This is a genomic window from Candidatus Planktophila vernalis (assembly GCF_002288185.1).
Lineage (GTDB): Bacteria > Actinomycetota > Actinomycetes > Nanopelagicales > Nanopelagicaceae > Planktophila > Planktophila vernalis.
The window spans coordinates 53326-76734 of sequence record NZ_CP016776.1; the positions used below are offsets into that span (position 1 = coordinate 53326).

Consider the following 23409-nt stretch of genomic DNA (forward strand, 5'->3'; position numbering starts at 1 on the left):
AAATCTATGCGCCACCATTAACCCATGGGACTCATCGTTCAGAAGTATGGCGGCTCCTCTGTGGCCGATGCCGAGGGCATGAAGCGCGTTGCCAATCGCATTGTGGCAGCCAAGCGTGATGGCAATCAGGTCGTTGTCGTTGTTTCTGCGATGGGCGATACAACCGATGAACTTATTGATTTAGCTAAACAGATCACTCCAATTCCATCAGGGCGAGAACTAGATATGTTGCTTACAGCCGGTGAGCGAATTTCGATGGCTCTTCTTGCAATGGCGATTACAAATTTAGGACATGAAGCCCGTTCATTTACTGGTTCTCAAGCTGGTGTGATTACAACATCTGCACATGGTCGCGCTCGCATTATCGATGTGACACCAGGACGCATTCAAGAAGCGTTGGCAGAAGGTGCGATTGCAATCGTTGCTGGCTTTCAAGGAATTTCACAAGATACAAAAGATGTAACAACACTTGGCCGCGGCGGCAGTGACACAACTGCAGTTGCATTAGCTGCGGCCCTAGAGGCCGATGTTTGCGAGATCTATACAGATGTTGATGGAATCTTTAGTGCTGATCCACGTGTTGTTCCAACAGCGCGAAAGTTAAAGACAGTTACTTATGAAGAAATGTTGGAACTAGCAGCAAGTGGTGCAAAGGTTCTGCACTTGCGCTGCGTTGAGTATGCCCGCCGTTATGACTTACCTATTCACGTACGTTCATCTTTTACAACAAATGAAGGAACATGGGTGGTCAAAGATCATCCACAAGGAGGAGAAATGGAACAAGCAATCATCTCAGGCATCGCCCACGATAAGAGCGAAGCAAAGATCACGATTGTCGGCGTACCGGACCGAACTGGTGTTGCTGCACGTATCTTCCAAGCCATTGCCGATGCTGACATCAACATCGACATGATTGTTCAAAACGTCTCTGCTGCCGCTACAGGCCTCACTGATATTTCATTTACTTTGCCAAAAGATGAAGGCGCAGATGCAACAGCTATTTTGCAAAAGCTTCAAGGTGAAGTTGGTTTTGCATCTATTCAATACGATGATCAAATCGGTAAATTGTCATTAATTGGCGCTGGAATGCGCTCACACCCAGGTATTACAGCAACCTTCTTTGGTGCAATGTCAGAGGCTGGAATCAATATTGAAATGATTTCAACTTCAGAGATTCGTATTTCTATTATCTGCCGCCAAGCAGATCTAGAGCGTGGTGCTAAAGCTGCACACGCAGCCTTTGGTCTTGATGCTGATAGCAATGAAGCCGTTGTATATGGAGGAACTGGCCGATGAGTAAAAAGAAAAGCTCAAAGAAACCATCACTGGCAGTCGTTGGAGCAACTGGCGCTGTTGGCACAGTCATGCTCAGTATCTTGTCGGAGCGCAAAGATGTTTGGGGCGAGATTCGCTTAATTGCATCTGCACGCAGTGCGGGTAAGAAGTTGATGTGTCGCGGTGAAGAGCTAACCGTTGTTGCGCTATCGCCTGAAGCATTCGATGGAATTGATGTTGCGATGTTTGATGTGCCAGATGAAGTTTCAGCACAGTGGGCTCCCATTGCAGTTGAACGCGGAGCAGTTGTAGTAGACAACTCTGCAGCATTTCGCATGGATCCAAAGGTTCCATTGGTTGTTCCAGAAATAAATCCAAAGGATGCCAAGAAGCGTCCTAAGGGAATCATCTCCAATCCAAACTGCACGACTCTTTCAATGATTGTTGCGATGGGTGCACTCAATAAGAAATTTGAATTAAAAGAACTCGTTGTTGCTTCCTACCAGGCAGCTTCAGGTGCTGGTCAACCAGGTATTGATTCATTGCGCGAGCAAATCTCACTCGTGGCAGGAACAAATGCTGGCGAAGTAGCTGGCGATGTTCGTAAATTTGTTAAAGATTTAGGTGCATTCCCAGCTCCACTTGCACTTAACGTAATTCCTTGGGCCGGATCTCTTAAAGAAGATGGTTACACATCTGAAGAGTTAAAGGTGCGCAATGAATCCCGCAAGATTCTTGGAATGCCTAAGTTAAAGGTTTCAACTACTTGTGTGAGAGTCCCAGTTCTAACAACTCACTCATTAGCTGTTCACGCCACATTTAAGAAGGAAGTCACACGCAAAGCCGCGCAAAAGGTTCTTGAAAAAGCTGCTGGAGTGACATTGCTAGATGATCCAGAGAATAAGAAGTTTCCAACACCTAATGATGCAGTCGGAACAGATGCAACATGGGTTGGGCGCGTGCGTCAATCACTCGATGATAAGAAATCTATTGATTTGTTCCTTTGTGGCGACAACCTGCGCAAGGGTGCTGCTCTAAACACCGCGCAGATCGCTGAATTACTAGCAGTAGAGTTCACCGCATGAGTATTAAAGAAACGCTGCAAAAGGATTTAACAGAGGCTATCCGTGGTCGCAATGAAATCACTTCAGGCACTATCCGCATGGTTCTAACGGCAATCACTAATGAAGAAGTGGCCGGCAAAGAAGCACGCGTTCTTAGTGATGAAGAAGTAATCACTGTTCTATCTCGCGAAGCTAAGAAGCGCCGCGAAGCAGCCGAAGCTTTTGAAACTGCTGGTCGTACTGACAAAGCAGCGCTTGAAAAGAGTGAGGGTGAAGTTATTGCAAAGTATCTTCCAGCCCAGCTCAGTGAAGCAGATATTGCAGCAATCATTGCTGAGGCAATTGCATCAACTGGTGCACAGGGCCCAGGCGATATGGGCAAAGTAATGGGAGCAGTAAAGCCAAAAATCGCAGGAAAAGCCGATGGCGGCGTGGTTTCTGCACTAGTGAAAGCAGCGTTAAATAAATGACAAAGTATGAATATGCAACTGTGCCACTACTTTCACATGCAACTAAGCAGATTCTTGATACATGGGGTTCTGATGGTTGGGAACTCGTCCAAGTTGTTCCAGCACCAGGAACTGGCGAGCAGCTAGTTGCTTACATGAAGAGAGTGATCGCATGAATCCAGTAGATGTCCGTGCAAAGCTAAAAGAACTTGGTTTAGAGCTGCCAGTTGCTGCAAAGCCAGTTGCTGCTTATGTTCCAGCGATTCGCACAGGAAATATTGTTTTCACTGCCGGACAACTTCCACTTGTGAACGGTGAAATGGCTGGAGTCGGAAAAGTTGATGGAGAAATAACTCCAGAGCGCGCAAAGGAATTAGCACAGGTGTGTGCACTCAATGCATTAGCTGCAGTTGAAACTGTTGCAGATGTAAACAAGATTACAAAGATTGTTCGAGTTGTTGGCTACGTCAATGGTGTTCCTGGCTATATCAACGCACCAGTGGTTGTTAATGGGGCAAGTGAGCTGTTCTTGGCAATCTGGGGCGATGGTGCAAAGCATGCACGTAGCGCGGTTGGAATTGCAGAATTGCCATTGAATTCACCTGTTGAAATTGAACTCACAGTAGAAATTACAGACTAACTACTTACCGCGCTTAGCTAGGCGTTCAAAATCTGTAATCAAAACTGCACGTCCATCAAGCTTTAACCAGTTACGTCCTGCGAAGTCTGCAAGGGCTTTATTAACTGTTTCGCGAGATGCGCCAACAAGTTGCGCAAGCTCTTCCTGTGTTAAATCATGGTGAACGTATAAACCTTCATCAGTTTTCTTACCAAAGCGCTCACCTAGATCAATTAACGCTTTTGCAACACGTCCTGGAACATCAGAGAAAACAAGATCGCCCACAGCTTCATTTGTGCGACGAAGGCGTTGTGCCAAGCGAGCTAGTAAATGAAGTGCGACATCAGGATTTTCGCGAAGCCAAGGAAGAAGCTTTGCTTGTCCAAGACTTAAAAGTTTTGCATCGGTAACTGCAGTTGCAGTTGATGTGCGTGGGCCTGGATCAAAGAGGCTGAGTTCGCCAAACATTTCGCCAGGTCCAAGAATTGATAGAAGATTTTCACGTCCATCACCACTTGAAGTTCCAAGCTTGAGCTTTCCTTCAACAATTACGTATAGGTGATCACCATCTGCGCCTTCGGCAAATAATACGCTTCCCTTGGATATCTTCACTAAATCCATCTGTGCGCGAAGAGAAGCCGAAGCGGCTTCATCAAGGGCGGTAAAGAGCGGTGCTCTGTGTACGGCATCTAAATCTATGGTCACGGGTAGTACTTTAGCCTCATGCCCGCAGATAGCGAAACCCGAAAAGAGGCTCGGGCTGTGTATCGTATTTTGAGCAAGACATACCCAGAGATCCGCTGTGAACTAGATTTTAAGAATCCACTGGAGTTAATAGTTGCTACCGTCTTGAGCGCACAGTGCACAGATAAGAGAGTTAACACCATTACCCCGGCTCTGTTTAAGAAGTATAAAACTGCAAAAGCATATGCAGGAGCAGATATTCATCAACTCGAAGAACTGGTGTTTCAAACTGGTTTTTATCGTGCAAAGGCCCGTCATATAAAGGGAATTGGTATCAAATTACTCGAGGATTTCAATGGAGAAGTTCCCAGCACTCTTGAAGAGTTAATTACTCTGCCAGGAGTTGGTCGCAAAACTGCAAACGTTGTTTTAGGTCATGCTTTTGATATTCCTGGAATCACAGTTGACACACATTTTGGTCGCTTATCTCGTCGCTTTGGTTGGACTAAAGAGATGGATCCAGTAAAGGTAGAACGCATAGTTGGTGAGTTAATTCCTCAAAAGGAATGGACAAACTTGTCACAGCGAATGATTTGGCATGGTCGACGTATCTGCCATTCACGCAAGCCTGCTTGCGGTGCATGCCCCGTTGCAAAGATGTGCCCAAGTGTTGGTATTGGTGAAATGGATGTTGCCAAGGCAAAGTTGTTAGTTAAGACGGATAAGGACTTTCGATGAAGAGAGTAGCTATTGCAGTTGCAGTGTTACTGCTTGCTGGATGCTCTTCTCCTTCAGAAAAAGTTGCCGGTCAAGTTGTTTCCTGTGAAAGTATTTTAAGTAGCACAACAGAAAACTCACTGGTTCTTAATTGTTTAGATGGTGGTGCTGGTGCCTCAATAGATTCAATCAAGGGTCCAGCAATTATTAATGTGTGGGGATCATGGTGTGGTCCATGTGAAGAGGAGATGCCTATATTGCGATCTTTCTATGAAAAAGCTCAAGGTAAAGTCTTGTTAATAGGTGTTGATGTTGAAGAGGCTTCAATTGAAGATGGCCGTGAGTTTGTAGAAAACAATGGAATTACTTGGCCCAATCTTTTTGATGCAGATGGCAAATCCCGTGCTTACTTTGGAATGGGAGTTCCGGTTACATGGTTTATTGCACCCGATGGAAGCGTGGCCTATAAACATATTGGTGTGCTGAAAAATGAAATTGAATTGATTTCACTTACATCTAAGCACTTAGGCGTGAAGCTTTAATCCTCAGATTTTGCGCTCTGTAAGCCCTCTGAAATCAACTTCATAACATTTGGATCAGCCAATGTTGTGGCATCTCCTACTACTCGGTTTTCAGCGACATCTTTGAGAAGTCTGCGCATGATTTTGCCACTTCGAGTCTTGGGAAGCTCATTCACAATCAAAATCTGACGAGGCTTAGCAATTGCACCAATTTCCTTAGTAACGTGATTACGTAGCGCTTTATTGAGTTCTTCTCCATCGGCATGTTCAATGCCTCCACGCAATATCACGAACGCAACAATTCCTTGGCCCGTCATTGCATCTGCAGCGCCAACAACGGCAGCTTCTGCAACTGCTTCATGCGAAACGAGTGCAGACTCAACTTCAGTAGTTGAAATGCGGTGACCGGAAACATTCATAACATCATCGACTCGGCCTAATAGCCAGATAGCACCGTCATTATCAAGCTTTGCACCGTCACCGGCAAAGTAAATTCCTTCAAAGCGAGACCAATACGTCTCTTTATATCGTTCATTCTCACCCCAAATACCGCGCAGCATTGATGGCCAGGGTTGATCAAGAATTAAGTAACCACCATGTCCTTTACCAACTGGCACTGCATTGTCATCGACTACTTTGGCACTTATTCCAGGAAGGGCAGTCATTGCTGAACCTGGTTTAGTTGCAGTTACTCCAGGCAATGGTGAAATCATGATTGCACCAGTTTCAGTTTGCCACCATGTGTCAACAATTGGACAACGGTTTCCACCAATAACTTCTCGGTACCACATCCACGCTTCAGGATTAATTGGTTCACCAACAGAGCCCAGTAAGCGAAGTGATGAAAGATCATGTGCTTGAGGAAATTCATCGCCCCACTTCATCCATGTGCGAATAAGAGTTGGTGCTGTATACAAAATAGTGACGCCATATTTAGCGATTAATTCAAAGATTCGTCCTTTGTGCGGAGTATCTGGAGTTCCTTCATACATCACTTGTGTTGCACCGTTAATTAGTGGCCCATAAACAATGTATGAATGACCAGTTACCCAGCCAACATCTGCTGTGCACCAATAAACATCGGTTTCAGGTTTAATGTCGAAAACCATTTTGTGGGTGTATGCCACCTGCGTTAGGTAGCCGCCGGTAGTGTGAAAAATACCTTTTGGCTTAGCCGTGGTGCCTGATGTATACAAAATGAAGAGCGGGTGCTCAGAATCAAAGCTTTCTGCCACATGTTCACTTGATTGGCGGCCAACAATTTCATGCCACCAAACATCGCGCTCAGTCCAAGCAGTTTCTTGCTTTGTGCGTTGCACAACTAAAACCTTTTCAACATTATGTTTACCTTTGAGCGCCTCATCAACTGCAGGCTTTAATGCAAAAGCTGCACCTTTTCTAAATCCACCATCGGCAGTAATAACAATTTTTGCATCTGCATCTTGAATACGTGACAACAGCGCATCTGCAGAAAAACCGCCAAAGACAACAGAGTGCGGTGCACCCATGCGTGCACAAGCCAACATTGCAACTGCGGCCTCTGGAATCATTGGCATATAAATTGCGACGCGATCTCCAGCTTTAACTCCAAGTTCAATCAATGCATTAGCTGTTTTCTTAACGTCAGTTAATAACTCGGCATAAGTGATTGTGCGTGTGTCTCCAGGTTCGCCTTCAAAATGAAAAGCAACACGGCTTCCGCGACCTTCACTCACATGTCGGTCAAGTGCATTCACTGAGGCGTTTAATTTTCCACCGATAAACCATTTGGCATACGGTGGTTGCCAATCCAAAGTTTTATTCCAAGGCGTATCCCACTGCAATGACTTTGCTTGTTCATCCCAAAAAGCTAGACGATCTTTTTCAGCACGAGCATAAAGATCAGGCTGCGCATTTGCAGCTGCAGCAAACTGGGCACTTGCAGGAAATGTGCGATCTTCGCTCAATAAGTTTTCTAAGGACTCATGGTCTTGGCTCATAAATAGAGAGATTACCTTTCATAGCCAGTTATCAACAGAGTTTTGGTTGGGGTAGTTCTCACAGTTTTGGGGCATCGAGAATGCCAAACACGAAAGGAGGTCTCACACATGGGAATAACGTCTATCTTCTTGTTGATATTTAAGTTCTTCGGCAATGCCACATTGGTCTCAGCCCTGTTCCGTTTTGCGGGCTCGGTCTTTAAGACCTACATCTAGGTAGGTCAATGAACTAAGCCCCTGGTCCACCCGAGCCAGGGGCTTTTTCGCGCCTCTTTTGTGGGATTCGGGCCAAAGTGAGAGGATTGGCCGTAAGCCTCTAGACGGTTCAAAGATGCACTCGCTTATAGGGATTACACCAAGTAACTAGGAGTCATCGTGCCAATTGCAACCCCAGAAATTTATGCGGATATGTTGGATCGCGCCAAGAAAGGCGCTTTTGCATACCCAGCAATTAACGTTTCATCATCACAAACACTCATCGCTGCTATTCGTGGTTTCGCCGAAGCAGAATCAGATGGAATCATTCAATTTTCGTGGGGCGGGGCTGAATACGCTTCAGGTTCAACAGTTAAGAACATGGTTGATGGCGCAGTTGCTCTTGCTGAGTTCGCACATGTTGTTGCAAAGAACTACAAAGTAAACATTGGTATTCACACAGATCACTGCCCAGCAGAAAAGCTTGATGGCTTCATGCGTCCACTTCTAGCATTTGGTGCAGATCGTCTTAAGTCAGGCAAGGCTCCACTGTTTAACTCGCACATGTGGGATGGCTCTGCAGTTGATATGAAAGAAAACATGCGCATCGCAAAGGAAATGTTGACGATGTCTGTTGCTGCAAAGACAATTCTTGAAATTGAAATCGGTGTTGTTGGCGGAGAAGAAGATGGCATTGAAGCAAAACATGATGCCAAGCTCTACTCAACTCCTGAAGATGCACTACTAACAGTTGAAACTCTTGGAACGGATGTAAATGCACGCTACTTAGTAGCTGCAACATTTGGAAATGTTCACGGCGTATACAAGCCAGGAAACGTTGTTTTGCAACCAAAGATCTTGGCAACACTGCAAGAGGCAGTATCAAAGAAACTAGGTCTTGCCGCTGGAAGTAAGCCAATGGACTTGGTTTTCCACGGTGGTTCTGGCTCACTACTTTCAGAGATCCGCGAATCCCTTGATTACGGCGTTATTAAGATGAATGTTGATACAGATACCCAATACGCCTTTACTCGCCCAGTTGTTGATCACATGCTCAAGAACTACGACGGTGTGTTAAAGATTGACGGCGAAGTTGGTAACAAGAAGGCTTATGACCCACGTGCGTGGGGTAAGGCTGCTGAAGCTGGCATGGCCGCTCGTGTTGCACATGCGTGTGAAGATCTACGTTCGACCGGAACTTCATCACTTAAGTAATTACCCTACGTAATCGGAGAGGCTTTACCAATGCCAGCACTTGTTTTGCTTGGAGCTCAATGGGGCGACGAAGGCAAGGGTAAAGCTACCGATTTACTGGGAGATCGCGTTGATTATGTTGTTCGCTATCAAGGCGGAAACAACGCAGGTCACACAGTTGTAATTGGCGATCAAAAGTATGCACTTCACTTATTACCTTCAGGAATCCTTTCACCGAATGTAATTCCAGTAATTGGTAACGGTGTAGTTATTGATCCAGGTGTTCTACTTCAAGAAATCGCTGGATTAACTGAGCGCGGTATTGATTGCAGCAAGTTGTTAATTTCAACTAATGCGCACTTGATTACTCCTTATCACCGCACCATCGATAAAGTTTCAGAGCGCTTCTTAGGTAAATCAAAGATTGGAACAACTGGTCGCGGAATTGGTCCGGCTTATGCCGACAAGATCAACCGCATTGGAATTCGCGTTCAAGATCTCTTTGATCCATCCATCTTGCGTCAAAAGATTGAAAGTGCGTTGCGCGATAAGAACCAAGTTCTGATTAAGGTTTTCAACCGCAAGAACATTGAAGTAGATGAAGTTCTTGAAGAGTATTTGGCATATGCCGAGATTCTTCGCCCATATGTTGCCGATACTGTTTTGATTCTCAATGAGGCGTTAAAGGCTGGAAAGCGCGTGCTTTTAGAGGGTTCCCAGGGCACCTTGCTAGATGTTGATCATGGTACTTATCCATTCGTAACATCAAGTAATCCAACAGCTGGCGGTGCATGTACTGGCTCTGGAATTGGACCAACAAAGATTGATCGCGTCATTGGAATCATTAAGGCCTACACAACCCGCGTTGGTAGCGGGCCTTTCCCAACTGAGCTCTTTGATGAAGATGGAGAAGCACTGCGACGCATCGGAGGCGAAGTTGGTGTTACTACTGGCCGTGCACGTCGTTGCGGTTGGTTTGATGCACCGATTGCTCGTTATGCAGTGCGCGTTAATGGTTTAACAGATTTCTTCTTAACCAAGTTAGATGTGTTAACTGGTTGGGAAAAGATTCCAGTGTGCGTGGCTTATGAAATTGATGGAAAGCGCGTGGAAGAACTTCCAGCATCCCAAACTGATTTCCACCATGCAAAGCCAATTTACGAATACATGCCAGGTTGGAGTGAAGACATTACTGGTGCTCGCAAACTCAGTGATCTTCCACAAGCTGCGCAAAACTACGTTGCATTCTTGGAGAAAATCTCGGGAGCACCGATGAGTGCCATCGGAGTAGGACCCGGGCGCGATGAAACAATTGTCGTAAAGGATTTCATCTAAGAAATGAAAATCCTCCTAGTCGGAAGCGGCGGTCGTGAACACGCCTTAGGACTAGGACTACACGCAGATCCAGAGTGCACAGAACTACATGCTGCACCAGGTAATCCAGGGATTGCACAGTTTGCAACATGTCATCCATTAGTAATAAGTGATAACCAAGCGATTCTAGATTTGGCACAAAAACTTGATGTCGAATTAGTAGTTATTGGCCCTGAAGTTCCTTTAGTAAACGGTGCTGCAGACCTATTGCGGGCCGCTGGAATATCAGTCTTTGGCCCATCTAAAGCTGCAGCTCAGTTAGAAGGCTCTAAAAACTTTGCAAAAGAGGTGATGGCAGATGCTGGTGTGCCAACTGCCCATAGTTTTACTTGCACAAATCAAGCCGAGATTGAAAAAGCACTCGATACATTTGGTGCGCCATATGTAGTTAAAGATGATGGCTTAGCTGCAGGTAAAGGCGTTGTTGTTACAAGAGATCGCCAAGAAGCCTTAGATCACGCATTATCTTGCAAGCGAGTGGTTATTGAAGAGTTCTTAGATGGTCCAGAAGTTTCACTCTTTGGAATAAGCGATGGCAAAACAGTTATTCCAATGCAACCAGCGCAAGATTTTAAACGCGCACTCAATGGTGATCAGGGACCAAATACTGGGGGAATGGGTGCTTACTCACCACTTCCTTGGGCGCCATCAGACATTATTGAAGATACATACATAAAAGTTCTAGCTCCGATGATTGCTGAAATGGCAGCACGTGGCACACCATTTGTTGGTTTGCTCTATGCAGGTCTTGCATTAACAGATCACGGAACACGAGTGATTGAATTCAATGCGCGCTTTGGAGATCCAGAAACTCAAGTGTTAATTCCCCTTTTGAAAACTCCATTGGCACAACTTCTCTATAAAGCGGCAACGAGAAATCTAGAGGGCGTTACTTTGCAGTGGAGTGATGAATCTGCCGTGACTGTTGTATTAGCAAGCGGTGGATATCCAACATCTCCTGCAGTAGGTGGCGTAATTGGAGAGTTCCCAACGATTGAAAAGGTTTCAATTTTTCATGCAGGCACAACTGATAGTGAAAAAGGCTTAGTTTCATCAGGTGGTCGAGTTCTCACTGTTACCGGCACGGGCAGTGACTTAACTGAAGCTCGCGATCGTGCTTACCGGGCAATCAGCCACATCTCACTTGATGGATCCTTCTATCGCACCGATATCGCGCTCAATGCGTCGGTGGCAGAGAAGGGCAATTAAATGAAGGATAATTCGGGCGTGAGCCTTCTCGCTAATCGATATGCATCAGCTGCGATGCGTGAAATCTTCGCACCTGAAGCAAAAATCATCGCTGAAAGAAAGCTCTGGATCGCAGTAATGCGTGCTCAATCAACGTTGGGTCATGCAATATCCAAGGATGTAATTACAGATTACGAGAAGGTAATTACACAGGTGGATTTAGCTTCTATTGATGCGCGTGAAAAGAAGACGCGTCACGATGTGAAAGCCCGCATTGAAGAGTTCAATGCGCTAGCTGGCCATGAAGCAATCCATGCAGGTATGACAAGCCGAGATTTAACTGAAAACATTGAAGCGCTACAAATCCGCAATGGTCTTGATGTTGTTCATGACAAAGTTGTCACTGTGCTTGCACGATTAGCAGAGCGCGCAACGCAGTATGCAGACCAACCAGTTGCAGGACGTTCACATAATGTTCCAGCACAGATCACAACTCTTGGAAAAAGATTTGCTTCAGCTGCAGAAGAATTACTTTTTGCTTATGAGCGCTTAACTGCTTTGCAAGATCGTTACCCAATGCGTGGCATAAAGGGTCCAGTTGGAACTGCCCAAGATTCAATTGACTTACTGGGATCAACAGATGCTCATGCAAAATTAGAAAGCACAATTGCAAAAGAGCTGGGCTTTAACCGTGTTCTAGATTCAACCGGTCAGATCTATCCTCGCTCCTTTGATTATGATGTTGTAACAACACTTGTTCAGCTCGCTTCATCACCTTCATCTCTTGCCACATCAATTCGTTTGATGGCAGGCGCCGAACTTGTCACTGAAGGTTTCAAGGCCGGCCAAGTTGGAAGCAGCGCAATGCCACACAAGATGAACACACGCTCGTGTGAGCGAGTAAATGGTTTAGCCGTTGTGCTTCGCGGATATGCATCAATGGTCAGTGAACTAGCTGGGGATCAATGGAATGAAGGCGATGTTTCTTGTTCTGTAGTTCGCCGTGTGGCAATGCCTGATGCTTTCTATGCAATTGATGGCCTTCTAGAAACCATGCTCACAGTTCTAGATGAGTTCGGAGCATTCCCAGCCGTTATTGCTGCTGAATTAGAGCGTTATCTGCCTTTCTTGGCCACAACAAAGATTTTGATGGCAGCAGTTAAGGCCGGTGTTGGCCGCGAAGTTGCCCATGAAGTTATTAAAGAACATGCAGTTAAAGCAGCACTGGGAATGCGTGAAGGTAAGAAGAACTCGCTCCTTGATGATTTAGCTGCAGATAATCGCTTGCCACTTGATCGTGCGGCTTTGGATGTATTGATTAGTACCCCACTTGAATTTACTGGCGAAGCTCGCCAACAAGTTGCTCGAGTTGTTAGTCGCATTGGCGCGATTACTTCCGCGCACCCTGCCGCAGTGCAGTACAAGCCCGGCTCTATTAGGTGAGCGGCTTCGGCTTAGCTGGTCCACCGCCAGCGCCTTCAATACCTGGGTGGACACATCTGCGCACCGGAAAAGTACGTGACCTCTACACAAATGATTTAGGAGATATCTTACTTGTTGCATCTGATCGCATCTCTGCTTATGACTGGGTAATGCCGACAGAGATTCCAGGTAAGGGCGCAGTACTCACGCAACTATCTCTATTTTGGTTTGATCTACTAGAAGACATAATTCCTAACCATATTGTTTCAACTGATGTTCCAGAAATTGTGGAAGATCGCGCAATTATTGTTCAACCACTAGAAATGTTTGCAATTGAATGTGTTGCACGTGGGTATTTAACTGGAAGTGGCTGGAGTGAATACAAGGAAAATAGTGCGGTATGTGGAAATGTTCTACCGGCAGGATTACTAGATGGATCAGAGCTTCCTAACAGCATTTTCACACCAGCAACAAAGGCAGAGATTGGTGATCACGACATAAACATTGATTTTGAGGCGGCATCAAAGATTGTTGGTGCAAAGGATGCAGCCGAGCTGCGCGATTTAACTTTAAAGCTCTATGACACTGCAGCAGATTTTGCCAAGAGCCGAGGCATTATTTTGGCTGATACTAAATTCGAATTTGGACGAAATTCAGATGGGGCAATTGTCTTGGGCGATGAGGCTCTAACCCCTGATTCATCTAGGTTTTGGGATCAATCCATATGGGTGCCAGGTGGCACACAGCCCTCATTTGATAAGCAGTTTTTACGTGACTACCTCGTAGCCAGCGGATGGGATAGAAATAGCCCACCACCCGAGCTACCAGTAGAGATCGTAGAAAAAACTGCAGAGCGTTATGAAGAAGCTTTTTATCGTTTAACTGGCAGCAAGTTCTAACTAAGGGAGAATATGACAATGGCAAAGATTGTGGTTGATGTGATGTTGAAGCCAGAGATTCTTGACCCACAAGGTAACGCGGTTGCATCTGCCCTACCTCGTCTTGGATTCTCCTTTGCTAAATCAGTGCGCCAAGGAAAGCGATTTGAAATTGAAGTTGAAGGCGAGCCAACGGCTGCTCAGTTAGCTGAAGTTGAAAAAGCTGCTGAAGTTCTACTTTCTAATCCAGTGATTGAAAACTATGTTGTGAGAGTTGAAAAGTAATGCGCGTTGGAGTCATAACTTTTCCGGGCACACTCGATGATCGAGATGCTGCACGGGCTGTTGTTGCCGGAGGATCAGAGGCAGTTTCACTCTGGCATGCAGATGCCGATTTAAAGAACGTGGATGCAGTTATTTTGCCGGGTGGATTTTCATACGGTGACTATCTGCGCTGCGGTGCTATTTCTCGCTTTGCACCAGTAATGCAATTAGTAATTGAAGCTGCAGGTAAAGGAATGCCAGTTCTTGGTATCTGTAATGGTTTTCAAGTTCTTTGTGAATCACATTTGCTTCCAGGTGCGCTTACACGCAACTCAGACCTCCATTTCCTTTGCAGAGATCAAGAGATAGAAATAGTAAACAATTCAACACCTTGGACTTCTTCTTATAAGGCTGGCGAGAAGATTGTTATTCCACTTAAAAACGGTGAGGGATCATTCCAATGTGATGATAAAACCCTTGCTGAACTAGAAGGTGAAGGAAGAGTCATTGCCAGGTATGTGGGTCAAAACCCTAACGGGTCAAGGAATTTGATCGCAGGAATCACTAATGCACGCGGAAACGTTGTGGGGCTTATGCCTCACCCAGAGCATGCAATTGACGAGTTAACTGGGCCGTCTGCTCTAGGTCTTGGTTTCTTCACTTCAATCCTTAATGCGATGGTGAAGTAATGGCTCTAGATACTGTTGTCATTGCACAATCAACTCCAGATACAGTCCAACCATTTGCTGAACTGGGGTTGAAACCTGATGAGTATGCACGTATCAAAGAAATCTTAGGTCGTCGCCCAACATCATCTGAATTGGCCATGTATTCCGTGATGTGGTCAGAACACTGTTCTTATAAATCATCAAAAGTACATTTGAAGCAGTTTGGAGAAAAAGCACCAAAGTCTGATGCATTGTTAGTTGGTATTGGTGAAAATGCTGGCGTTGTTGATGTTGGTCAAGGTTATGCAGTTACTTTCAAAATTGAATCACACAACCACCCTTCATTTATCGAGCCGTATCAAGGTGCAGCAACTGGCGTTGGCGGAATTGTGAGAGATATTTTGACAATGGGTGCACGACCAATTGCAGTGATGGATCCTTTGCGATTTGGTCCAGCAGATGCTGCGGATACTCGCAGAGTTCTGCCGGGCATCGTTGCCGGTGTTGGTGGATACGGAAACTGCTTAGGGCTACCAAATATTGGTGGTGAAGTTGTCTTTGATGAGACTTATATTGGTAATCCGTTAGTTAACGCCTTATGTGTTGGCGTGATGAAACACAGCGATATTAAGTTAGCGAAAGCTGCTGGTGCTGGAAATCTTGTTGTTCTCTATGGCGCTAAGACTGGCGGAGATGGAATTGGTGGAGTTTCAGTTTTAGCTTCTGAAACCTTTGGCGCTGGTGGTTCTACTAAGCGCCCAAGTGTTCAAGTGGGCGATCCATTTGTTGAAAAGGTTTTAATTGAATGTTCTCTTGAAATCTTTGCAGAAGACTTAGTGCTTGGCATCCAAGACCTTGGCGGGGCAGGCTTATCGTGTGCAACGAGTGAATTAGCCTCAGGTGGCAGTGGGGGTATGAAAGTAGCCCTGGACAAGGTTCCTTTGCGCGATCCATCCCTTTCTCCTGAAGAGATTTTGATGTCAGAGTCACAAGAGCGCATGTGTGCCATCGTTGAACCCAGCAAGATCAATCGATTCTTAGAAATCTGTAAGAAGTGGGATGTCACAGTTACTGTTATTGGTGAAGTAACTGATGGGGATAGATTAGAAATCACGTGGAATGGTGAAGTAATTGTCAATGTTCCACCACGCACGGTCGCTCATGAGGGTCCGGTTTATAACCGCCCTCTTGCACAGCCTGCATACATCGATCAAGTGAATTCACAAAAAGTAAATGTTCCTATGCCAAGTGGCGCAGCTGAAATCAAAGCTGCAGTTCTCAAACTTGCAGGAGCGCCAAACTTGGCAGATAAATCCTGGGTTACCGCCCAATACGATAAATATGTTCAAGGAAATACTATTCAAGCCCAACCCGATGATTCAGGAATGGTTCGACTTGATGAGAGCACGCATTTAGGCGTTGCAATTTCAACGGATGCAAATGCGAATTGGTCATATTTAAATCCTTATCAAGGAGCAAAGCTTGCGTTAGCCGAGGCTGCGCGAAATATTGCAACAGCTGGTGCTAGACCACTTGCAGTTACTAACTGTCTTAACTTTGGATCTCCCGAAGATCCAGGAGTGATGTGGCAGTTTGCTGAATCCGTTCGCGGTTTAGCCGATGGCTGTTTAGAGATGGGTTTGCCTGTTACGGGCGGCAATGTTTCTTTCTACAACCAGACCGGCGCAGTTGCTATCTTGCCAACACCAGTCATTGGTGTTTTGGGAGTAATTCAAGATGTTCGCAAGCGAACACCGATGAGTTATAAGACAAGCGGCCTGGAACTATTCTTGCTGGGAGAGACAAAAGAAGATCTAGCGGGAAGTGAATGGGCTTTCTTGCATGGTCAGCGAGTTGGCCAGTCACCAGATGCTGATTTAGCCCGTGAAATGCGCCTTATTGAGCTGCTTCTAGAGGGGAATGCTTTCTTTAGCGCTGCTCATGATTTGAGCCAAGGCGGACTATCGGCCGGATTAACTGAAATGGTTTTGCGCCATAGCGTTGGTGCCACTATTTCTCTTTCAAATCCAGCCGTTGATCTCTTGAGTGAAACTCCAGGACGAGTAATCGTGGCGATAGAGACAAGTAAAGTTTCGCAGTTGCAGGCCCTTGCTACCAAGTACTCGATAGCAATTTCAAAGCTGGGAACTACTGGTGGGGATTCACTGACGATTAATGACTCTGTCATTTCATTAGATGAACTTCGCACAGAACACACTTCGACATTCCCACGGTTGTTTGGATAGAAGATATGCGCGATCAAGAGGTCCTAGAAGAAGTTAAGAGCACACTTGCGCTGTTGACTGCCAAGGCCCCCGGTCGTGCAATTGAAGTTCGAGTTCCACCATATGCCGCCGTGCAATGTGGTGATGGACCAACTCACACCCGTGGAACTCCAGCAAATGTTATTGAGATGAACGCCCCAACGTGGTTGGCGTTAGCAAAAGGTGAAATCAATTGGGCCGATGCGCTAATTAATGGCGACATTATCGCTTCAGGAGTCCGTGCAGATCTTTCAGAGTACTTACCACTTAGGATTCAATCATGAGACGCCCAGATGGATTACTCAATCACAACGTCTTGGGAGAAGACAAAGGCCCACAAGATGCCTGTGGAGTTTTTGGTGTGTGGGCACCGGGTGAAGAAGTTGCAAAGCTAACTTTCTATGGTCTCTATGCCTTGCAACACCGCGGAACCGAATCTGCTGGAATTGCAACAAGTGATGGAAGCAGAATTCTTGTCTATAAAGATATGGGATTAGTATCTCAAGTCTTTACTGAAAGTGATCTAGCTACTCTTCCTGGAGATTTAGCAATTGGTCACTGCCGATACAGCACCACTGGATCAAGTACTTGGGTCAATGCCCAGCCAACGCTGCGCCCAACTAAGTACGGCACACTGGCTTTAGCCCACAACGGCAACCTGACTAATACCGGCGATTTAGCTGAATTAGTACAAAAGCTTGAGCCAAGCAATGGCCGTGAGCGCGGAGCCACGACAGATACTGAAATTATGACTGCGCTCATCTCACTGCAAAATGAGAAAAATGTTGAAGCAAGTGCGATGTCAGTTTTGCCACAACTAGAAGGTGCTTTTTCTTTAGTGTTTATGGATGAGCACACGCTATATGCAGCCCGTGATCGCCACGGTGTTCGCCCATTAGTACTAGGTAAATTAGAAAATGGTTGGGTAGTTGCATCTGAGTCTGCAGCCTTAGACATTGTTGGCGCAGCTTTTGTTCGGGAGATTGAACCAGGAGAATTTGTAGCAATTAATGCAACTGGCGTTCGTTCAGAGCGCTGGGCGCCTGCAGAACCTAAGGGTTGTTTATTTGAATACGTTTATCTAGCTCGACCTGACACAACAATTGCAGGACAGGGAATTCATGCAACGCGCGTTCGCATTGGTGAGCGCTTAGCAAAAGAAGCACCCGTGGAGGCAGATCTTGTCATTCCAGTTCCTGAATCAGGAACACCTGCAGCAATTGGATATGCAAAAGGTTCAGGAATTCCTTTTGGAATGGGATTAGTAAAGAACTCATACGTCGGGCGTACATTTATCCAACCTTCACAAACCATTCGCCAATTAGGTATTCGTTTGAAGCTCAACCCACTGCGTGAAATTATTGAAGGCAAGCGCATTGTGGTTGTCGATGACTCTATTGTGCGCGGAAATACCCAACGGGCAATTGTTCGCATGCTGCGCGAAGCCGGAGCACGTGAGATTCACGTTCGAATCTCTTCACCACCAGTTAAATGGCCATGCTTCTATGGAATTGATTTTGCTACTCGCGCTGAACTAGTGGCGAGTGGTTTAGAAGTTGAAGAGATTAGACGCTCTATCGGTGCAGATTCTCTGGGCTATGTCTCACTTGAAGGTCTCATTGAATCCACCCAGGTGGAGGAAAATAAGCTATGCGGGGCATGCTTTACGGGCCAATACCCAATCCGTATTCCTGCCGATATGTCTGAAGGCAAGATGCGCCTTGAAATCACAGAAGTACATGGCCATTAAATGAGTACATACAAAGATGCTGGCGTTGATATCGATGCAGGAGATCGCGCCGTTGAATTGATGAAGGCATCAATTGCCAAAGCTTCACGCCCAGAAGTAATGGGCGGTATCGGTGGCTTTGCCGGTTTATTTGATGCAAGTGCGCTCAAGAATATGAAAAAGCCATTGCTTGCTACTTCAACTGATGGTGTGGGAACGAAGACTGAAATTGCACGCGCAATTGGTAAATACGACACCATTGGTGAAGATTTAGTAGCGATGGTTGTTGATGACTTAGTTGTGTGCGGAGCAGAACCATTATTTATGACTGATTACATCGCAGTTGGAAAAGTTATCCCAGAGCGCATTGCTGAGATTGTTTCTGGAATTGCACGTGGTTGTGAAAAAGCAGGCACAGCATTAATTGGGGGAGAGACTGCTGAACACCCAGGGCTACTTGCTGATGATGAGTTTGATGTTGCCGGTGCTGCAACAGGAGTTGTTGATGCAGATCTACAACTTGGCGCACACCTTGTTCAAAAAGGTGATGTGTTAATTGCAATGCCATCAAGTGGTTTCCATGCTAATGGCTTTTCATTAGTGCGACACATTATTAAAACTGCCAAGCTCTCACTTGATGCCCACGTCAGTGAGTATGGCAAAACATCTGGGGAGGTCTTTTTAACACCCACTGAAATCTATGCTTTAGATTGCTTAGCTTTGATTAGATCTATGCAAGGAAAGCTGCGCGGATTTTCACATATTACTGGTGGTGGAATTGCAGAAAATACTGCTCGCGTTATTCCAGAACACTTGAGTGCAATTTATGATCGCTCGACATGGTCGATTCCAGTTGAGATGGAGTACTTATCTAAAGTTGGCGGCGTGCCCCAGGCAGACATGGAACGAACATGGAACTGCGGCATCGGAATGAGCGCGATAGTTTCGCCTGATTCAGCCGATTTAGCCCTTCGATCCCTGGCTGCCCGGGGAATGAAAGCATGGGTCGCAGGCGTTGTAGAGGAGCGGGAGCCCTCCCAAGCACGCTCAACTTTGGAAGGCACCTACAGAGCGCGATAACCTACGCCTCTGACGAACACGTACTTAGTTAAGGAGCTCGCATATGGGTCGCGGCCGAGCCAAAGCAAAACAAACCAAAGTTGCACGTGATTTGAAATATAACTCACAAGATATGGATTTAGATCGTCTTGCGAAAGAACTTCATGGCGACGTTGAACCTTCACGTAATCGGGATGACGATGATCCCTTTGCTGAAGGCAATTACATTCCACGTGCGTGAGACCTACACCGTACGTAGCATCCCTGAGAGTTTACGAACCTCTTTCTGCATTTGAACCTGCCGACCGTTTGCGTTGGCAGTCAATTGATATCAGTGAACAGAGTTATGTAAACGAAGAAGCCTTTGCTCTGCATCGCACCGTAGTTCCAGAACCACCTGCTGGTCGCCCCGATGGTGTTCATATTTTAGATATTGAAGGCGAACGCTATGTTGCACCGTGGTCAACTGCAACACGTTGCTGGGCAGCACTAGATAACTTTAAAGATTCACTACCAAGTAGTGTCGTTCCATATTTTGTTTCACCTGCAATGGAAGATGTCATTACAGCAGGTGTTGATTTGTTAGACGATAAAGTGCCACATATTTTAAATGAGACGTGGGTCATTCCACCACGTTGGTTCCTACTGTTTATGCCAGAAGAGCGAACTCGTGGTGAGAATAAGGATGGGCTTTTCACAATTGCACGTGCAACTATTGCAAATGCAAAAGCTCGTGCAGAAGTTGCACACACCACCGTTGTTAATGCTTTTGGTGAAGGTCCTGTAGAACAAGATCTAGAAAACTTACTGGCTTGGTTAGAAATGTTTCACCCAAAGTCATATGTTGAATTAGATTACGGCGGTCTTGCACAGTATTTAAATAAAGCGCTGCGAGATAACAATGAAGATGGATTACTCTCGGACACATCTATTGAAGATGTCTTGCAATCTCTCTCTGGTCTTGCTGCAGCAGATGGTTCATTAGCTGGTCAGGGATATGAGCGTTTGATGTCACGCTGGCGCAGGGTTCAAGCCCTTGAATCAGCCAATTAATTCATCTTTGACGTATTGCATCCCAACGACTTAATCGGAATACTTCACCACAATACGGAGCAATTCGGACATACTCACTAGCTCTTAAGGAGATCACAATGGCACGTTTGCCTGATGCTGAAGTTCTCCTGACTCCCAAAGAGGTCGCAGCCCGTTTCCACGTTAATCCAAAGACTGTGACTAGATGGGCAAAGGCCGGCAAGCTAACTGCAATCCGCACCCTTGGTGGGCATCGTCGATACCGTGAATCTGAAGTTCTTGAGCGTCTGCGTGAGTACAAAGAGAGTTCAAGTTAACTAGTAAGGTTGTCTCATGAGCGAAAAGAATGATGACATGAAAGCAAGAATGCTTGCTGCCCTTGAAGCTAAGAAAAACAAACCAGGTGCACCAGGTACTCAGACACATGCTGAAACTGGATCAAAGATTCGCGGCGGACAACGCAGTGGAGGAGCTCCACAGGTACAGCGCAAAGCCGGTCCGTCAGGTTCTGGCTCTGCTGGCTAAGTGTCAGATCAACTCTTAATTGAAATTAGAGTTCGTCCAAATTCTTCACGAAACAAAGTTGGTGGAATCGCTGGCGACCCTCCACGATTAGTTGTTGCAGTCCAAGCACCTGCAGTTGATGGCAAAGCAAATGATGCAGTCGTAAAAGAGTTAGCGAAAGCTTTTGATTGTCGCGCTCGCGATTTCACCATTGTTTATGGCGAATTAGGTCGCGACAAACGTTTACTTATTACCGGTGATGTTGCAGCTCTAGAAAAGAAGTATCTAGAACTACAGCAGACCGCGACGCTTCAACAGCGGCTCGATCTTTGAATCACGCCCGCGGAAATTGCGGAACATCTGCATTGAATCAATAGATCCACCACGTCCAAGCAAAGTGTTTCTAAAGTGCTCACCGTTCTTGCGTTGTAATCCACCGTTTTCTTTAAACCAATCAACAGTGTCAGCATCTAGTACTTCTGACCAGATGTAGCCGTAGTAGCCAGCAGAGTATCCGCCAGCAAAGATGTGTGAGAAATAGGTAGAGCGGTAACGAGTTGGAACCGGGGCAAAATCAAGTCCATAGTCCTTAATTGCTTGGGCTTCAAAGGCCTCTACATCAGTAACTTTTGCTGCCTCTTCACTATCTAATGAGTGCCAGGCAAGATCCAAAATAGCTGCAGCTAAGTAACTTGTTGTTGCATGCCCTTCGTTAAAAGTTGATGCAGCATCAAGGTTATCAATCCACTCTTGTGGCAATTTCTCACCAGTTTCAAAGTGACGGGCGTAGTTCTCAACAACTTCAGGCCATAAAATCCACATCTCATTAACTTGAGAAGGGAATTCAACAAAGTCACGCTGAACACTTGTTCCTGAAACACGTGGGTACTTAACTTGTGAGAGAAGACCATGCAAAGCATGACCGAATTCATGGAACAGGGTTGTTGTTTCAGAGAAAGTCAGCAATGTTGGTTTTCCAGCTGGAGGCTTTGGGATATTGAGGTTGTTAACCACCACAGGAAGTTGATTGCACAGGAAATTCTGATCAACCAAAGTATTCATCCAAGCACCACCACGCTTTGAATCACGTGTGTAGAAATCACCTATGAAGAGTCCTAGCTTTGAGCCGTCTTCATTGAATACTTCAAAAGCACGGGCCTCTGGGTGATAAGTAACTAAATCAGGACGCTCTTTAAAAGTGATACCAAAGAGTTTGTTTGCAGCAAAGAAGATTCCATTGGCAAGCACTGATTCAAGTTCAAAGTAAGGACGCATCTTGCTGGTATCAATATTGTATTTTTCAAGGCGAACTTGTTCTGTATAAAAGCCCCAGTCCCAACTTTCAATCTCAGTGCCTGCAGATTTTTTGAGGTCTTGTGCTTCTGCCTGTGCATTTCGCACAGCAGCAGGCGCGATCTTTCGGAGCATGGCATGGACGTTGTCTGGATGCTCTGCAGTTTGCACGGCGATTACATGCTCAGCATGTGTATTTTTACCAAACAACTTGGCACGCTCTGCACGTAGCTTTACTACTTTTAGAATGACCGGCTTGTTGTCATTTTCGTTAGCACGATTACCTTTTAGAAGAGAATCTTGCATAATTTTCTTGCGAAGAGCCCTGTTAGTTAGAGAATCCAGGACAGGGTTTCCAGAGAAATTCACCATTCCGATAAGCCACTTACCTTCATGACCGCGATCTTTTGCGGCAGCTGCAGCTGATGCGATTTCATTCTCACTCAAACCATCTAGCTCATCGATTGTGTCAACTAAAACAGCCAAGTCATTTGTGTCAGCTAAAACATTTTTAGAGAACTGTGTTTCTAGCTTTGAGAGTTCTTCATTGAGCTCTTTTAGGCGATCGCGTTGAGATTCGGATAGGTGAGCACCGGCGTGGATGAGATCTTTGTAGTAGCGCTCAAGTAGCCAAGCATCTTCAGTGTTTAGGCCGATAGATTCACGGTTGTCATATAGTGATTTGATGCGGGCATAGAGAGCAGGATTTAGATTGATTGCATCCTGATGAGCGGCAAGCTTGGGTGCCATCTCTTCTTCAATTTTATCCATTGCATCGTTGGTATCACTCGATGACTTGTTAAAGAAAACTAAAAGTGTGCGCATTAGCATCTGGCCACTTTTTTCCAAAGCAACAATCGTGTTTTCAAAAGTCGCAGCACCTGGTGTGTCCAGGATTGCCTGAACTTCTGCTAATTGTTGTGTGCAGCCTTCATAGAAAGCAGGGAGGTAGTGCTCTTCTTTTATAAGTGCAAAAGGTGGCAGCTCAAAATCTAGGTCACTTCTTTGGGCAAATGGGTTCGCGATTGTCATGGCGC

26 protein-coding genes are annotated in these 23409 nt (G+C 45.7%); 23 read left to right on the plus strand and 3 right to left on the minus strand.

Going from position 1 to position 23409, the window contains the following annotated elements; all coding sequences use genetic code 11:
* Positions 1-24: 24 nt before the first annotated feature.
* The 5 genes from A7sIIA15_RS00290 to A7sIIA15_RS00310 are packed head-to-tail and all read left to right on the plus strand — an operon-like array spanning position 25 to position 3428.
* Complete coding sequence (locus tag A7sIIA15_RS00290) at positions 25-1296, plus strand: aspartate kinase (RefSeq protein WP_095685284.1); 1272 nt, start codon at positions 25-27, stop codon at positions 1294-1296.
* Positions 1293-2360 (plus strand): aspartate-semialdehyde dehydrogenase, encoded by a 1068-nt coding sequence (locus tag A7sIIA15_RS00295; RefSeq protein WP_095685285.1) that lies wholly within the window; start codon positions 1293-1295, stop codon positions 2358-2360. Before A7sIIA15_RS00290 ends, A7sIIA15_RS00295 begins: the two co-directional genes overlap by 4 nt.
* Positions 2357-2809, plus strand: coding sequence for a GatB/YqeY domain-containing protein (locus A7sIIA15_RS00300; protein ID WP_095685286.1), 453 nt, complete (start codon positions 2357-2359; stop codon positions 2807-2809). Before A7sIIA15_RS00295 ends, A7sIIA15_RS00300 begins: the two co-directional genes overlap by 4 nt.
* The gene (locus A7sIIA15_RS00305) at positions 2806-2964 is read left to right on the plus strand and encodes a Sp36 family protein (RefSeq protein WP_017956297.1); all 159 of its coding nucleotides are present in this window, start codon (positions 2806-2808) and stop codon (positions 2962-2964) included. Before A7sIIA15_RS00300 ends, A7sIIA15_RS00305 begins: the two co-directional genes overlap by 4 nt.
* Positions 2961-3428, plus strand: coding sequence for a RidA family protein (locus tag A7sIIA15_RS00310; protein ID WP_018226125.1), 468 nt, complete (start codon positions 2961-2963; stop codon positions 3426-3428). Before A7sIIA15_RS00305 ends, A7sIIA15_RS00310 begins: the two co-directional genes overlap by 4 nt.
* On the opposite strand, the gene A7sIIA15_RS00315 is transcribed toward A7sIIA15_RS00310, so the two are convergent.
* Positions 3429-4112, minus strand: coding sequence for a Crp/Fnr family transcriptional regulator (locus A7sIIA15_RS00315; protein ID WP_029636255.1), 684 nt, complete (start codon positions 4110-4112; stop codon positions 3429-3431).
* An 18-nt stretch (positions 4113-4130) separates the two neighbouring features.
* Between A7sIIA15_RS00315 and nth the strand changes: the two genes are divergently transcribed.
* Together nth and A7sIIA15_RS00325 are read left to right on the plus strand one after the other, a co-directional pair.
* Positions 4131-4829, plus strand: a complete 699-nt coding sequence (nth, locus tag A7sIIA15_RS00320; protein WP_095685287.1) for an endonuclease III — start codon at positions 4131-4133, stop codon at positions 4827-4829.
* Entirely contained in the window at positions 4826-5350 is a 525-nt protein-coding gene (locus A7sIIA15_RS00325) for a TlpA disulfide reductase family protein (RefSeq protein WP_095685288.1), read from the plus strand. The genes nth and A7sIIA15_RS00325 overlap by 4 nt, the downstream gene beginning before the upstream one ends.
* Here A7sIIA15_RS00325 and acs read toward each other — a convergent pair.
* Positions 5347-7308 (minus strand): acetate--CoA ligase, encoded by a 1962-nt coding sequence (gene acs / locus A7sIIA15_RS00330; protein WP_095685289.1) that lies wholly within the window; start codon positions 7306-7308, stop codon positions 5347-5349. The genes A7sIIA15_RS00325 and acs overlap by 4 nt on opposite strands.
* A 375-nt stretch (positions 7309-7683) precedes the next feature.
* On the opposite strand from acs, the gene fbaA reads away from it, so the two are divergent.
* From fbaA to A7sIIA15_RS00410, 16 genes are all read left to right on the plus strand, one after another.
* Positions 7684-8718 carry a class II fructose-bisphosphate aldolase gene (gene fbaA / locus A7sIIA15_RS00335; RefSeq protein ID WP_095685290.1) on the plus strand — a complete coding sequence of 345 codons (1035 nt, stop codon included), beginning with the start codon at positions 7684-7686 and terminating at the stop codon, positions 8716-8718.
* A 30-nt stretch (positions 8719-8748) separates the two neighbouring features.
* Positions 8749-10032, plus strand: a complete 1284-nt coding sequence (locus A7sIIA15_RS00340) for an adenylosuccinate synthase (protein ID WP_095685291.1) — start codon at positions 8749-8751, stop codon at positions 10030-10032.
* A 3-nt stretch (positions 10033-10035) separates the two neighbouring features.
* Positions 10036-11280 (plus strand): phosphoribosylamine--glycine ligase, encoded by a 1245-nt coding sequence (gene purD, locus A7sIIA15_RS00345; RefSeq protein WP_095685292.1) that lies wholly within the window; start codon positions 10036-10038, stop codon positions 11278-11280.
* Positions 11281-12702, plus strand: coding sequence for an adenylosuccinate lyase (gene purB / locus A7sIIA15_RS00350; protein ID WP_095685293.1), 1422 nt, complete (start codon positions 11281-11283; stop codon positions 12700-12702).
* Positions 12699-13580, plus strand: a complete 882-nt coding sequence (locus A7sIIA15_RS00355) for a phosphoribosylaminoimidazolesuccinocarboxamide synthase (RefSeq protein WP_095685294.1) — start codon at positions 12699-12701, stop codon at positions 13578-13580. The genes purB and A7sIIA15_RS00355 overlap by 4 nt, the downstream gene beginning before the upstream one ends.
* A gap of 18 nt (positions 13581-13598) precedes the next feature.
* Positions 13599-13844 carry a phosphoribosylformylglycinamidine synthase subunit PurS gene (purS, locus tag A7sIIA15_RS00360; RefSeq protein ID WP_095686414.1) on the plus strand — a complete coding sequence of 82 codons (246 nt, stop codon included), beginning with the start codon at positions 13599-13601 and terminating at the stop codon, positions 13842-13844.
* Entirely contained in the window at positions 13844-14512 is a 669-nt protein-coding gene (gene purQ / locus A7sIIA15_RS00365; protein ID WP_095685295.1) for a phosphoribosylformylglycinamidine synthase subunit PurQ, read from the plus strand. The genes purS and purQ overlap by 1 nt, the downstream gene beginning before the upstream one ends.
* Positions 14512-16737: a phosphoribosylformylglycinamidine synthase subunit PurL gene (purL, locus tag A7sIIA15_RS00370; protein ID WP_095685296.1), complete on the plus strand. Its 2226-nt coding sequence runs from the start codon at positions 14512-14514 to the stop codon at positions 16735-16737. The genes purQ and purL overlap by 1 nt, the downstream gene beginning before the upstream one ends.
* A gap of 5 nt (positions 16738-16742) precedes the next feature.
* Positions 16743-17039, plus strand: a complete 297-nt coding sequence (locus A7sIIA15_RS00375) for a sterol carrier family protein (RefSeq protein ID WP_095685297.1) — start codon at positions 16743-16745, stop codon at positions 17037-17039.
* Positions 17036-18505 carry an amidophosphoribosyltransferase gene (gene purF, locus A7sIIA15_RS00380; RefSeq protein ID WP_095685298.1) on the plus strand — a complete coding sequence of 490 codons (1470 nt, stop codon included), beginning with the start codon at positions 17036-17038 and terminating at the stop codon, positions 18503-18505. The genes A7sIIA15_RS00375 and purF overlap by 4 nt, the downstream gene beginning before the upstream one ends.
* Complete coding sequence (gene purM, locus A7sIIA15_RS00385; protein ID WP_095685299.1) at positions 18506-19564, plus strand: phosphoribosylformylglycinamidine cyclo-ligase; 1059 nt, start codon at positions 18506-18508, stop codon at positions 19562-19564.
* Positions 19565-19607: 43 nt separating this feature from the next.
* Positions 19608-19784: a DUF3073 domain-containing protein gene (locus A7sIIA15_RS00390; RefSeq protein ID WP_018225810.1), complete on the plus strand. Its 177-nt coding sequence runs from the start codon at positions 19608-19610 to the stop codon at positions 19782-19784.
* Positions 19781-20596 carry a DUF8083 family protein gene (locus A7sIIA15_RS00395; protein ID WP_095685300.1) on the plus strand — a complete coding sequence of 272 codons (816 nt, stop codon included), beginning with the start codon at positions 19781-19783 and terminating at the stop codon, positions 20594-20596. Before A7sIIA15_RS00390 ends, A7sIIA15_RS00395 begins: the two co-directional genes overlap by 4 nt.
* Positions 20597-20694: 98 nt before the next feature.
* Complete coding sequence (locus A7sIIA15_RS00400; protein ID WP_018225812.1) at positions 20695-20892, plus strand: BldC family transcriptional regulator; 198 nt, start codon at positions 20695-20697, stop codon at positions 20890-20892.
* Positions 20893-20908: 16 nt separating this feature from the next.
* The gene (locus A7sIIA15_RS00405) at positions 20909-21100 is read left to right on the plus strand and encodes a DUF5302 family protein (protein ID WP_018225813.1); all 192 of its coding nucleotides are present in this window, start codon (positions 20909-20911) and stop codon (positions 21098-21100) included.
* The gene (locus A7sIIA15_RS00410; protein WP_095685301.1) at positions 21101-21412 is read left to right on the plus strand and encodes a DUF167 domain-containing protein; all 312 of its coding nucleotides are present in this window, start codon (positions 21101-21103) and stop codon (positions 21410-21412) included.
* Here A7sIIA15_RS00410 and A7sIIA15_RS00415 read toward each other — a convergent pair.
* Entirely contained in the window at positions 21371-23404 is a 2034-nt protein-coding gene (locus tag A7sIIA15_RS00415; protein ID WP_095685302.1) for a M3 family metallopeptidase, read from the minus strand. The genes A7sIIA15_RS00410 and A7sIIA15_RS00415 overlap by 42 nt on opposite strands.
* Positions 23405-23409 lie beyond the last annotated feature (5 nt).

Coding starts and splice junctions, on each gene's coding strand:
- A7sIIA15_RS00400 (WP_018225812.1), top strand. CDS start 20,695: ATGGCACGTTTGCCTGATGCTGAAGTTCTCCTGACTCCCAAAGAGGTC.
- A7sIIA15_RS00375 (WP_095685297.1), top strand. CDS start 16,743: ATGCGCGATCAAGAGGTCCTAGAAGAAGTTAAGAGCACACTTGCGCTG.
- purF (WP_095685298.1), top strand. CDS start 17,036: ATGAGACGCCCAGATGGATTACTCAATCACAACGTCTTGGGAGAAGAC.
- A7sIIA15_RS00300 (WP_095685286.1), top strand. CDS start 2,357: ATGAGTATTAAAGAAACGCTGCAAAAGGATTTAACAGAGGCTATCCGT.
- A7sIIA15_RS00310 (WP_018226125.1), top strand. CDS start 2,961: ATGAATCCAGTAGATGTCCGTGCAAAGCTAAAAGAACTTGGTTTAGAG.
- A7sIIA15_RS00340 (WP_095685291.1), top strand. CDS start 8,749: ATGCCAGCACTTGTTTTGCTTGGAGCTCAATGGGGCGACGAAGGCAAG.
- purD (WP_095685292.1), top strand. CDS start 10,036: ATGAAAATCCTCCTAGTCGGAAGCGGCGGTCGTGAACACGCCTTAGGA.
- acs (WP_095685289.1), bottom strand. CDS start 7,308: ATGAGCCAAGACCATGAGTCCTTAGAAAACTTATTGAGCGAAGATCGC.
- A7sIIA15_RS00325 (WP_095685288.1), top strand. CDS start 4,826: ATGAAGAGAGTAGCTATTGCAGTTGCAGTGTTACTGCTTGCTGGATGC.
- A7sIIA15_RS00415 (WP_095685302.1), bottom strand. CDS start 23,404: ATGACAATCGCGAACCCATTTGCCCAAAGAAGTGACCTAGATTTTGAG.
- A7sIIA15_RS00305 (WP_017956297.1), top strand. CDS start 2,806: ATGACAAAGTATGAATATGCAACTGTGCCACTACTTTCACATGCAACT.
- A7sIIA15_RS00390 (WP_018225810.1), top strand. CDS start 19,608: ATGGGTCGCGGCCGAGCCAAAGCAAAACAAACCAAAGTTGCACGTGAT.
- nth (WP_095685287.1), top strand. CDS start 4,131: ATGCCCGCAGATAGCGAAACCCGAAAAGAGGCTCGGGCTGTGTATCGT.
- purB (WP_095685293.1), top strand. CDS start 11,281: ATGAAGGATAATTCGGGCGTGAGCCTTCTCGCTAATCGATATGCATCA.
- A7sIIA15_RS00295 (WP_095685285.1), top strand. CDS start 1,293: ATGAGTAAAAAGAAAAGCTCAAAGAAACCATCACTGGCAGTCGTTGGA.
- A7sIIA15_RS00405 (WP_018225813.1), top strand. CDS start 20,909: ATGAGCGAAAAGAATGATGACATGAAAGCAAGAATGCTTGCTGCCCTT.
- A7sIIA15_RS00290 (WP_095685284.1), top strand. CDS start 25: ATGGGACTCATCGTTCAGAAGTATGGCGGCTCCTCTGTGGCCGATGCC.
- purQ (WP_095685295.1), top strand. CDS start 13,844: ATGCGCGTTGGAGTCATAACTTTTCCGGGCACACTCGATGATCGAGAT.
- purS (WP_095686414.1), top strand. CDS start 13,599: ATGGCAAAGATTGTGGTTGATGTGATGTTGAAGCCAGAGATTCTTGAC.
- purL (WP_095685296.1), top strand. CDS start 14,512: ATGGCTCTAGATACTGTTGTCATTGCACAATCAACTCCAGATACAGTC.
- purM (WP_095685299.1), top strand. CDS start 18,506: ATGAGTACATACAAAGATGCTGGCGTTGATATCGATGCAGGAGATCGC.